The organism is Sulfitobacter sp. PS-8MA (assembly GCF_040933935.1).
Taxonomy (GTDB): Bacteria; Pseudomonadota; Alphaproteobacteria; order Rhodobacterales; family Rhodobacteraceae; genus Sulfitobacter.
On the sequence record NZ_JBFQYJ010000006.1, the window covers coordinates 70,910 to 82,527 of the forward strand.

Sequence of the window (11,618 nt, forward strand, 5' to 3'; positions counted from 1 at the left end):
CGGCATAAGCCTGCACACTTGGATGATTCGCGTCAATTCGAATAATCTTTAAGATGTTGAAATAGCGTAAAAAATTTGAATTCAGAAAGAGAGGTGTGGCATAACCATGCACGCCCGAACCATAACCTTGCACAACGAATAAAAGGCACAAAAAAAGACCCGCTTAGTGCGAGCCTTCGATTTACACGGCTGTAGGTAAGTTACTTCTTCTTGGGCGTCTTTTTGGTGCGCGTCTTTTCATACATCACGAACAGCTTTTCCTGATCGAAATTGTCCTGATAGTTCGGCATGGTAAAGGGAGAATACCCTAACGGCGAGCCAGAGATTTGGGAAAACGCTTGAGCAAAGTGGGCGATCTTGCAGACTTTATCGCCCTTCAACAAAGCCAAACTTAATGCCTCGATCAGCAGTTCGATTACAAGGCCCCAACGTTGACAGCCAGCAAAGACCAGTCTCGCGAGAAAATCCGCCATTTCGAAGTCGTCAAATTCCAACTGGGCTTTGTCACAATAGCTAAATACGAGATGAACCAATTCCTCTTCATCCGTCTTTGATGACAAGTTAATCCCTTCAAAGCGCACAGGCTCCAGAAGCGTGAAAAGTTGTTCCTCTTTGCGGATCTGAAGCGCAAGGCTTGGGACACCCGAGAAAATCAACATCAGAGGCCACCGATGATCTTTGAGCAGTGATTTGAAACTATCGAGAAATTTATGGTTAGTTTTGCTATCCCCCTCAGTGAAAACATGTTGGCACTCATCAAAATGAATTCCAATAACGCCTTGTTCTTCTGCATATTTCCGGACCTTTGACCAGATGTAATCTTGGTTACGACGTCCCCTGAGTGGATAACCCAAGACATCCAAAATCTCGGTTCCGAGGCTCATCCAAGTTACCTTTCCGGACAAGAGACATGAAACGATTTTGGCAGGGCGCCCATCGGGCATGATGGTCGTCCCGTCGTTAAACTTCTTCAACATCTCGTCGATCTCAGTCGATTTCCCTTGCCGAGATTCACCAATTACAAGAACGCCCCGGGTCTCGAACCGGCCGCCGATAGATGCGTCGGTGAAGTAACCAGTGGCAACTCGGCTCACGGCGTCTTCAAGTGACTGCGCGCGGTTAAACGGAAAGCGAGCTTCCTTCAAAGGCTTCCTGATACTAACCGCTTCCATGTTAACAAATGACATTATTTCAATTCCTTCAGATTGGAGGGGCGCGCGAACTTCATAGACTGTCCTTTCGGCAAGCCGGGCTTGGAGCGCTTTGGGGGTGCGAGATCTTCCAATGCAGGTGCTTGTGGAGCTTCAGCGACAGGAGTTTTCGGGCCACTTTGTTCACTGCTGTCGTCGCTTGTGATTTCGGAGGCATCATCGACGACCCCGTCGATTACCGATGGCTCCCCACCCAGTGAGAAGGTCCCCTCATTCGGTTCAATTTCTGTGATAGAATCGAGGGGAGCCGTTCCGGCAAGCCTCTGTGTCCGAATGGTCCGAGCACCAGCGAAGGCGGCTTTCGCCAGCGCCTTACACTCCTCAATCGTGGAGTAGCTGCGGGGCAGATTATGTTCGACACCGATTGTTGCGATATCCTTGTAACGCCGACTGCGTGCCTCCAAGAGGCGGTCATCGTAGAGCTCGGTGACCGCTGGATCCTCGCGGCGATACTCAGCTACGAGTTGCAATAGTTCGCCCAAAGTCATGTCTGCAAATGCGGTCGTCTGGATTGTAACTTCGATCGGATCACGAAAGCCCGGCATAAGGACCGTCGCGATATTCAAATTATCCGGATCGACGAAAACGCTGACCTTGCCTTTGAAAAATTGCTCCTCACGTGCAACCTGCAATTCGTCAGAGTTGAACCAGATGCCTTCGAAGACACGAACACCTTCATCGGATGGCGTGGCGCTGACCTCCCAGCCCAGATGGATACGCCGCGTATGAGGATCCACGGCCTCTATCTGGCCACGGGTTTCGTTGATCTCCTGATATACGTCCCAAGGGCGGCGTCCGAAAATACCTACGCCGTAGTTCTTTTGAAATGGATATTCATCCACGAGATAGCGGGTCAGCATGCCATACAGCATCTCCACATCGACCACACCGTTTCGGATGGCATCATAGCCCGGCACATCGCCTGGACGACGGCCAGTGTATCCAGGCATCAGCTTGAAGAAATTGGACTCGATTGTTCCAATGAACCGCTCGTCATGCGCGCGATCTGTCGGAGAATAGGTTCTTGTAATGCCGTTGAACGTTCCAAGCCCCATCAGCGCGGAAATAGTGGCACGGTTGCGCAGACCTGCCCCGTTGTCATTGCGCAAGTGCAGCAGGCCGCATCCCTTGGCAGCTTCATTGATGCAACCATAGCGGATTTGTTCGCGGGTCTTGTCACGGGTCGCCATCCGAAGCAGCGCCAAGGTCGCATCGGCATTGGGATTTTCTGTAATGATCCACGCAAGAGGCATGCGGCTGGCCACATCAAACATGACGATCATGTGGAGCCGTTTGCGGATATATTTGTCCGCGGCCTCGTATGCAAATTGTTCATCGTCAGTGAGCGTATGCCAAAAACCTTCCTCTTTCGCTGAGGTCACCATGGACATCTTTTGCTCGTCCATTCCGCAGAGTTCACCGATCATCAGGGCGCGAATATCTGTGCTGCCCCGCCCTTTCTTTCTTTTAGTCTCACGGAGACCTTCGACAGAGATTGCATATTCAGTCGGCGTCAGGATGGAATCCCGATGTTTCCGCAAAGTTCTTTCCGAGGGGACAACAAGCTCCGGCAAATCATTAAGTTTCCGGCTCCTATTCAATGCCTTGACTGAGGTCTCAAGGTAATTGTGAACATTCGCGATCGAAGGACCTTTTTTGTCAAAGCCAATCGTTTCCCATGCCTCGGTCATCAATTTACGAAGGATCACTGGGAGACGGGAGGTTCTGTTGCCTCGCAGGTGCTGAAGAGTAACGAGTGCTTCAGCACAACGGTCATGGGGATCCAGATCGATGTAGATCTGATAGTAAGCATTGATTGTGCGCCCCCGATAGAGGAGGTGCCCCTTGACCTGTTCGCCTCCCCTTGGGGGTTTGGTAAAAACCCGTTCCCCCAACAAAAGTGTGGTTTGCGCAGCGATAAATTTGCGGGCAGCGGGTGTGTCCAGTTTGCGGCCAGAGGGATTAAACGCCGGATCATTCTCCCTGCACTTCGCAACATAGATATCCACGGCTTGGCACATCGCGAGGTGGAGCCGTCCAAAGGTCTTCTGCTTTTCGTTTTCCAGTGACTTAGCCGAGAAAAAACCGCCAAGGCGCTGCGCCGGACGCCCCCCAGATGCGGCTTGCGCGGAATTGATTTTCGCTCCTGGTAGCTTCAGGTGTTCAACCAATCGATCAAAAGAAACAACGGTGGCAACTCCATCGTCTAGACCAACCATGGAATATCCATTGTCCGCGATCCCGGTGACCGCCATCGGCCGATTCAACAAAGTAATCTCTGTGCCAGGCAAGAAACTATAACGCGGAACAATAGTCATGCTGCTACTCCGACATGTGAGTGCTCCCAAAGAACCTGATCGATATTTGCGTGAAGCAAACCTTGTGCCACCAGCCGGTAGCAGGCTCCAAAGGCACGCCGTTGCGAGACGCCTGCATGCGGAAACAGGTCCTTCATATAATACAGCGATCTCAAACTGCGGGCCGTCTGCCATACGGCATCGTCTGCCTCACAATCAGGGTTGGCCATAAATGAATACATCCGGAACAAATTCTCCCGCCGCTGCCGAGTGTAATCGTTTGCGTTGATAACCATCATATCGTCAGCCGCTGTGTCCGGAGTCGCAGCGCGAACGGCCTCAATTTGCAGTGTTGTCATGGGCTTAATAAGGCTGTCCTCGTTTCTGACGAAGAAGAAGCGACGGTGGCCGCAAGTGTAAGTTGCCATCAAGTCATGCGTATATGTGCGCTTAACTCCATCTACGTCTTCGAATTCCACAGTAAGTGGTTGGAACTGCAAGTCGTAGACGTTGCGTGACATTAGTAGCTGCAGTGCAACGGCGGCCTCTGCCGCGCTCTCGGTAATGCCAATCTTTGGGACCCAGTCATTCGCCGCTGTCCGGTATGGGATGAAGAACTTATGACTTGTGTTGCTGCGTGAACTCGGGTTGCGGACACCGTCAAATCCAAGCATCCCGTGAATTTCATCCAGTGCAATGGGGCTCATACGCGGCAATTTCTGCGGCGCATACAACCAAGTGTCGTTATCTTTAACGGCATCGATATGATCGACGTAGTTTCGTTTCTTTGCGGGCATTGGGTTAACCTATGAAATGAGTAATACCCCGACCGGAAATTCGGTCGTTGTCATCGCATTGCGCAGAACCTGCCCTCCACAGGAAGTGGCAGTCGGTATTCGCGCATGCCTTCTCCGTTCCCGCACGTGGCGAGTTATAGAAAGCGGTGGCTGAACAGAGAAACCTTGAACACAGGACCCAAATATGCTTAAGTCTGCGATGAGAAAGTGGATGGTTTCAGTGCTGTCCGAAAGCAGTTGATCCGTTGACGCGGGTCAGCTGCTTTTTTGTGTTAGTAGTTCGTCATCATAGCGCTCCTTATTTTTCTAACCTCCCGAATGCTCGATTTTGTCATTGGTCTGTAAATTACCACCTCCCACGCCAGAATGGAATATTCACTAATATTTTCACTAGCTTACATAAAAATTATACTCGTTTATTTTTCCACAAGGCAGGGTAGCAAGCCGTAGTTTCCTCCTCTGTGTGTAGCACTAGATTTCGTGCCCGATTTCCTTCTCTCTGCCGGAATTCACTTCCGAAAAAATTGGTTGGTTAAAAATCTCTTTCAGCTACCGTCCCGAGATTTCCATCCGTATCTCCGCTTTTCGTCCATGGCCTATCTGAAACATTGATATGATTCTCATCCCGCTCCGACTTTGGCGCATGCTTGCTTTTCTGCTCCTCTCTTTATCTGCGAAGCCAGAGCTGGGCTGCTAGATCTGGCTCGAAAGCCTCAACCGATCACGATCATACAAATTCATCTTTTGGTCTCCCGGACACCTCAGCACGGGAAGTTCACCTTCAAAAGGTAGCGAAAATCGCACAAGTCGGCGAGATCGAATTGCGACGCTGATTGACATCTATCAGCATCTGATAGATGTCTGTTAAGCGCAATTTTCGGTTGGTTCTTTCATACCCCAGAATTTTCATACAAGGTCAGTGAGAAGTTCTTTCGAGAGGGGACGCCACAAATGCAAATTCCGTCGGAGATTGACACAAGCAGCTGCGAAGGTCTGACCCGACTGCTTCGATTTGCCATCGGGATGCGAAAAAGCGATGCAGACAAAGCCGCACTCGAACGTCTTGAAAAACGATTTGGCCTCGCCCCTTATGATCCGCAGTTCCGAGGTGCCCTAGAAGATTTCTCCCGACACCTCGACGGCTTGGAGCATATCCAACGATTTGACGCCGTTTGTGTGTTAATTTCGGATGCTATAGGCGAAAAAGAAGCAGTGGAGGATGAGCTGGTCACTGACCTCCTTCAGATTAGCCAAAATGAAAGAATACTGCGGTTTTCTTTCGCACCAAGCCTTCTGATTTGCCTCCAGCATGCACATATGACCCAACCTGCCCATTCGGGATGTGAAGTCAGATATGCAGGTGTTGGTCCAGACAAAGAACTCGCTGCGTTTGCATCACTTTTTCTAAATTTAGCCGTCTATACGGAATCCAACCCTCCTTGGAAGCCAGACATGCTTTTTGACGATGGCGAGCCGAACACAGAGCATCCCGATCTCGAAATCTCATTTCCTCCCGCAGAATTCAAATTAATTGACGCGCCCCACCTTGAAGAAAGCGTTCGAGCATCAGGGCTTCCCCGGGCGGTTGATCGCGGGAAATACGATCTTGAAAGCGTAATGCTTGAATACCTTTGTGAAACCGAAGGTTCAGCCTTGATTTTCACCTCTGAAAATTTCCTTTCATCGACAAAGCAGTCGCGACTTCTGGCTCGGCAGCACCTTCTGGATCACTTCCGATTGCGAAAGGTAACAGAACTAACAACGGGTCAGCCTCATCGTTTTCTTATTGAAATCGACCCAATGGGCCAAGTGAACGAAGAAATTCAAATGGCTGTAGCTGCAACATCCGGCCGTCCTAGCAGAACCGGGGAGGGGCGAAAATTAAATCGCAGAAAATCTGCATTTATTCCTGTTTCCGATATTCGCTCGGCAGGCGACACATTAAAGCCTTCGCGCTATTTGGTGACAGGTCCAGCCGGTGGGCAAAATCTCGCGGAGCATTTTAACAACGTTTTCCGCCCGGCAAAATATAGGCTGGCCGATCTATTCGAAATTATTCGGCCGAAAGCAACAAAGCATGATCCGGTCGGAACGTTCGCCATTCAGGAAGTCCGTGCTGGCAATATATCAGCAAACGGCGAAATCACCGGGGAGCTTCGGAAAATTGTCGTTCGTTCGACCTTGGCGATTGGACTAGAAGAACAGGTCATCAAACCAGGTGACATCTTGTTCGCGCATCGGGGGCCAATCGGCCATGTCACATATGTGACCTCCACGGATGTCGAAGACACCAATATCTGGGCCAGTCAAACGCTTCTTATTTTTCGACCACGAAGAAGAAGCTCGAGAGACCGCAATGCGATGTATTGCGACCCAAAAGTGTTGCTCATGTATTTATTAACGCCTGCTGTTCGGGAAGTCTGGCGTAAACTCGCTACGGGTGATCGAAGTCCCTCAATTCCGATAGGGCAAATCGAAAGCTTCCATCTTCCCGAAAACCTCATACTTTCCAAAAAGCCCAAGAAGGTTGGGGGCCAGGCTGAGCCAGCATCGCCAGAAAGTTACACGGACCAAATACTTGCCGAATATCAAAGCAGGCAGGAACAGCTGATAAGGCTGCAAGACATTCAAGCGAGCATGAATGATGGTTTGGTGCGGGTCTGGGAGACGGCCTGGACAAAACATACAGACAGCGAGAAATAATGCTCGTTAGAGTGACAAATTGTTGACCACAGAAGAAGGTATTCACTCAAGTGCCCCCCAGTTGGCTGTCTGTCGAACAGAGATGACGTGTAAGTCGAAGTTTCTGTATCCACTCAATAAGTCAAACCCATCTGTCATGCTAAACAGCTGAAAAATCTCTATAGCACGAGACAGCATCGCCTAAACGAAAATCTAAACTCGCATAAAAATAAACGATATCAATATACTATCTGATTGAAAGGCGCCCATTTCAATTGACAGGTTGTGCGATTCTTAGTTACAAAGCCCGCACCATGACACTCATTATCCGGCATATTCAGCGCGCTATACGCGCCATTTGAACCCCATCACTGGGGGCCGGTCACTTCTGTCACTTTTCCAGCAGCACTGACGCCAACATGGCCGGGCTTTTGCCCGCGGCCCTTCCGGTTTTCGACCAGAGGAGACGACCATGTCCAACAACACACCTATCGCCCGAACCATTTCAAGCTTCCGTATTGCGTGTCAATTGTCGCCCTTTGTTCGGGAGCATTATCGTCATGACTAGCTTTTCCAAAGATCGTCTGGCTGTGTTGCCGACGATGCATGAGGTGCCGCGGCTGGAAGAGATGGAGGCCCATTTCCTCCGTTTCTGGACGTCCATGCGGCGCAACATCCACGAACACGCACGCAAGTCAAAACTCGACTTCAGCATGGAGCGCAAAGCCAAAAACCTCGCAGCGGATGCCCACAAAAGGCGCCTCCTCGAAGCTGGATTGGCTCCAGTCAAGGCGGAGGCGCGGCCCGCAATTCTTGCCTTGGCGCGAGACGGCGGTCGGCTTTGCGGCCCAGAGACATCTGATGACGTCCATGCACTTGTGGCCGCACTACATGCAGACAGCGGCTGGATGCGGGACGTTTCGACTTGGATCATGCAGCAGTTGCTTCGCCATATCGCGGCGGGCGAGCACGGTTTCGCATTGCCACCTGTTATTCTCGCAGGCCCACCTGGCATCGGTAAATCTCATTATGCGCGAACGTTGGCGCAGCTCGCGAGGTTGCCGTTCCGGATGATCGATGTCGGGGGCGGATCCGCAGGTTTCCGTATTTCGGGCACAGAGAAAGGCTGGGGCACGGAACAACCAGGTGTTCCTGTTGAGACCATCTTGGCGAACAAGATCGCAAATCCACTAATGATCGTGGATGAGGTCGACAAGGCGGGCACAACATATAGCACGCGTGGGTCCTCCAGCAGCCTCACGACGAGCCTGTTGCAGATGCTGGAACCGAGCGCAGCGCGTTATTTTGAATGCCCGTATCACCGGGTCCCTTTCGACATGAGCAGGGTGATCTGGATTATGACGGCAAACGACACCGACCGCATTCCCGCTCCGCTGCGCGACCGGTCGCGGGTGTTCAATCTGCCGAAACTATCGACCGCAGACGCGGTAGCGTATTTTGACCGTTTAACCGTGGAAAGCGATGATGAGAAGTCGCGGGATCGTTGCCGTATGTTCATTGACCAAATGTCAGAACGATCGGAAGGCATCAGCTTGCGCCAGATCAGTCAACTGGCGGACGCGTTAAACGTGCCGGACGCACCGCTTTACCAGTAAGTTTGTGTCGGTCCTCCAGCGGGGATCGACACAGCCTTCGGGATGCAGTCACCACCAATACTCCCTGCTAATCCACAGAAAACAGTTGTTTTACCTGCAAGGCCCTAGCTTTGTGCCTGGACATTTTCAACCAGAGCGCCCAAAATCCACCTATGGTGCTCTCGGCGTTCGGAGGCACAACACTATGAACTACGCGCTGCTTGCGCTGAAAGAGAGAGCTCTATGACTGCAGGTAGCCCCGCTTTCCGTTTTGTTGACCTGTTTGCCGGAATCGGAGGGTTGAGAATTGGTTTCGAACGCGTTGGCGGGCAATGTGTTTTCACCAGCGAATGGAATAAATTCTCGCAAGAAACGTATCGCGCGAACTTCGAAGATGATCATCCCATCGATGGCGACATTACCGCGGTTGATGAGGCTGACATTCCCGCTCATGATGTCCTCTTGGCGGGTTTCCCTTGTCAGCCCTTTTCCATTGCGGGGGTCAGCAAGAAGAATTCCCTTGGTCGAGCGCATGGTTTCGCCGATGAAACTCAAGGGACGCTGTTTTTCGATGTCGTCAGGATATTGCGTCACCACCGTCCAAAGGCTTTTCTACTAGAAAATGTCAAAAACTTGCTCTCCCATGATAAGGGGAATACCTTCAGGGTAATTCTTCATGCCTTGGATGAGTTAGGGTATGAGGTCGATCACAAGGTAATCGACGCGCGGAGTTGGGTTCCGCAGCATCGCGAGCGCATTTTCATCACCGGATTTCGTCGAGATTCTCCAACGCGGTTTTCACTCGATGACGTTGTTGTTCCTTCAGGGCCGAACCCGGTTTTGTCCAGCATCCTCCACCCCGGAGACGGGACCGAAATCTCAGAAGAGCCGTTTACGGTTGGTCCATTGGCGTCGGTCGCGCCTAAATACACGCTAACGCCGAACCTTTGGAAGTATCTTCAAGCGTATGCGGCCAAACACAAGGCTGCTGGAAACGGTTTTGGCTTTGGCCTCTGTGGCCCAGAGAGTGTAGCGCGAACGCTGAGTGCTCGTTATTACAAAGATGGCAGCGAGATACTAATTGATCAAAGTGGCGGCATCCCTAGGCGTCTGACACCCCGTGAATGCGCGAGATTGATGGGCTTTGATCAGCCGGGCTCGAATCGCCCGTGGAAAATCGTAGTATCCGATACCCAAGCATACCGGCAGTTCGGAAACGCTGTTGCGGCACCTGTAGCAATCGCAATCGCCGAAGCCATGGCTCCTTGGATCGTCAATACGGTTGCCCTTACATCACGACGAGGAATGCTCGCCTGAGCATGATCTCATGAAGCTGGGCTGCGACCGACTTTAGAAAACTCCAATTTGAAATGGGAAACTAAATGAACGACTTGATTAATGAGCCCGATGCTTCCCGATTGATCTTTGGTTTGCGTGATACCGGCTACAATTTCAGAACTGCATCTGCAGATATCATCGATAACTCCATCGCTGCGAATGCAGATGAGATTCATGTCCGGGTTTCAATGGCCGCGGATGGACGGAAGTTTGTTTACTTTGGTGACGATGGCGATGGTATGAATGAGGCGGATGTCCACGATGCCTTGCGTTACGGGGCGCCAGTCCGCGAAAGTCTCGCGAGCCTCGGTAAATTCGGCCTCGGTCTCAAGACCGCTTCGAGCTCGGTATGTCGACGTTTTACGGTCATCTCACGAAAAGATGCAACGGAGCCGCTTGCGAAGCTCGCGTGGGACTTGGATCATGTTGAAGAGACCGGTGAGTGGGAAATGCTGCGGGAACCTGTCGAACCACACGAAAAAGAGGCTTGGGATGAGCTGTGCGGAGAGACAGGCACGCTCGTTGTCTGGTCGAAGTGTGATCGCCTTCTTTCAAAAAACTACGACGAGCCAGGGGGAACGAAGGAACAGGGGGCGATCAAACGTTTACGAACCGGTCTCAAGGATCACCTAGGAACCATTTATCATCGCTTTCTCGATACAAGCGACGCTCGGGTGAGGAACGTAATCATTACGGTTGACGATGAAGCTGTTTTGCCATGGAACCCATTCTTCACGGAAAAATCTGAACAGGTATTGGCGAGCGCTCAGCAGGTAATTGAGGTTGCATCTGACGATGGAGAATCCGCAGGCGCAGCTACCATTAAGGCTTGGATCCTGCCGAATTCCAATACTTTGAGTGATGAGGAGAAAGCCAAGGCTCGAATTACAAACAGAGGACAGGGTTTCTATATCTACCGTGAAGGTCGCCTAATAAATGCAGGTGGTTGGCTTGGTGTATTCGGTTCTCACGGAACGTTTGAGCCGCACATGTCTCTGCTTCGGATCGAATTTGACTTCGGTCACGAGCTTGACGAAGCATTCTATGTCGACGTGAAAAAATCCCGTATTCTGTTCGATCCTGCAATCGAAGAATACCTAAACAGTCTGCTCCGGAATTCCCGTCGAGAAGCGGAAAACCGTTACCGCCGTAAGGAAAAAGAGGCGGCGATAAAGGCTGTTCTAAGCCATACTTCATCAAACGTAAGCATTGCAGAAACACCCGGGACAAAAAAGCCGAAGGTTGAGGAAGCCGACGTCGAAACGCAAACCGCGATTGTTAGTAACGCGATGGGCCAGAGAATTCAAATTCGAAAACCTGTCCAGAACAATGTCGATCCTGAAAGCATCTCAGTCGCAGCGGTCGACAACATCACCACTGGAGAGCTCTGGGTGCCTGGGTTCCGAAGCGCCGGAACGGACGGTCATGTTCCGGGCGTCGAGATCAATAGGCATCACGACTTCTACCAGAAAGTTTACCTTCGCGCTGGGTCAGGCGGCTACGCGGTTCAAGGAATGGATTTACTCCTCTGGGCATTTGCAGTGGCCGAAATTGAATACTCCAATGATGAAATGGCCCCTATCTTCACTGACATCCGCGAAATCGTTTCTTCAAACCTCAGAAAACTGCTGCGCACTGTCCCTATGCCCGGCGAAGCAGACCTGAGTGAGGTCGATTCGGAATTCGAGGAAGACTAGA

7 protein-coding genes are annotated in these 11,618 nt (G+C 51.2%); 4 read left to right on the forward strand and 3 right to left on the reverse strand.

Annotation, left to right across the window (positions count from 1 at the left end; genetic code table 11):
- Positions 1 to 200: 200 nt before the first annotated feature.
- Genes AB4M76_RS04300 through AB4M76_RS04310 form a run of 3 tightly spaced genes read right to left on the reverse strand, consistent with a single transcriptional unit; the run spans position 201 to position 4,305 of the window.
- Positions 201 to 1,187 (reverse strand): ATP-binding protein, encoded by a 987-nt coding sequence (locus tag AB4M76_RS04300; protein WP_348410768.1) that lies wholly within the window; start codon positions 1,185 to 1,187, stop codon positions 201 to 203.
- Positions 1,187 to 3,529, reverse strand: coding sequence for a hypothetical protein (locus AB4M76_RS04305; protein ID WP_348410770.1), 2,343 nt, complete (start codon positions 3,527 to 3,529; stop codon positions 1,187 to 1,189). Before AB4M76_RS04305 ends, AB4M76_RS04300 begins: the two co-directional genes overlap by 1 nt.
- Positions 3,526 to 4,305 carry a hypothetical protein gene (locus tag AB4M76_RS04310; RefSeq protein ID WP_368440583.1) on the reverse strand — a complete coding sequence of 260 codons (780 nt, stop codon included), beginning with the start codon at positions 4,303 to 4,305 and terminating at the stop codon, positions 3,526 to 3,528. The genes AB4M76_RS04305 and AB4M76_RS04310 overlap by 4 nt, the downstream gene beginning before the upstream one ends.
- Positions 4,306 to 5,256: 951 nt before the next feature.
- Here AB4M76_RS04310 and AB4M76_RS04315 point away from each other — a divergent pair.
- The 4 genes from AB4M76_RS04315 to AB4M76_RS04330 all read left to right on the forward strand — a co-directional run bounded on the left by AB4M76_RS04315 (position 5,257) and on the right by AB4M76_RS04330 (position 11,617).
- The gene (locus AB4M76_RS04315) at positions 5,257 to 7,008 is read left to right on the forward strand and encodes a hypothetical protein (RefSeq protein ID WP_368440584.1); all 1,752 of its coding nucleotides are present in this window, start codon (positions 5,257 to 5,259) and stop codon (positions 7,006 to 7,008) included.
- 539 nt (positions 7,009 to 7,547) lie between these two features.
- Entirely contained in the window at positions 7,548 to 8,603 is a 1,056-nt protein-coding gene (locus AB4M76_RS04320) for an AAA family ATPase (RefSeq protein WP_368440585.1), read from the forward strand.
- 222 nt (positions 8,604 to 8,825) lie between these two features.
- Entirely contained in the window at positions 8,826 to 9,899 is a 1,074-nt protein-coding gene (gene dcm / locus AB4M76_RS04325) for a DNA (cytosine-5-)-methyltransferase (protein ID WP_368440586.1), read from the forward strand.
- A gap of 65 nt (positions 9,900 to 9,964) precedes the next feature.
- Entirely contained in the window at positions 9,965 to 11,617 is a 1,653-nt protein-coding gene (locus tag AB4M76_RS04330; protein WP_368440587.1) for an ATP-binding protein, read from the forward strand.
- Position 11,618 lies beyond the last annotated feature (1 nt).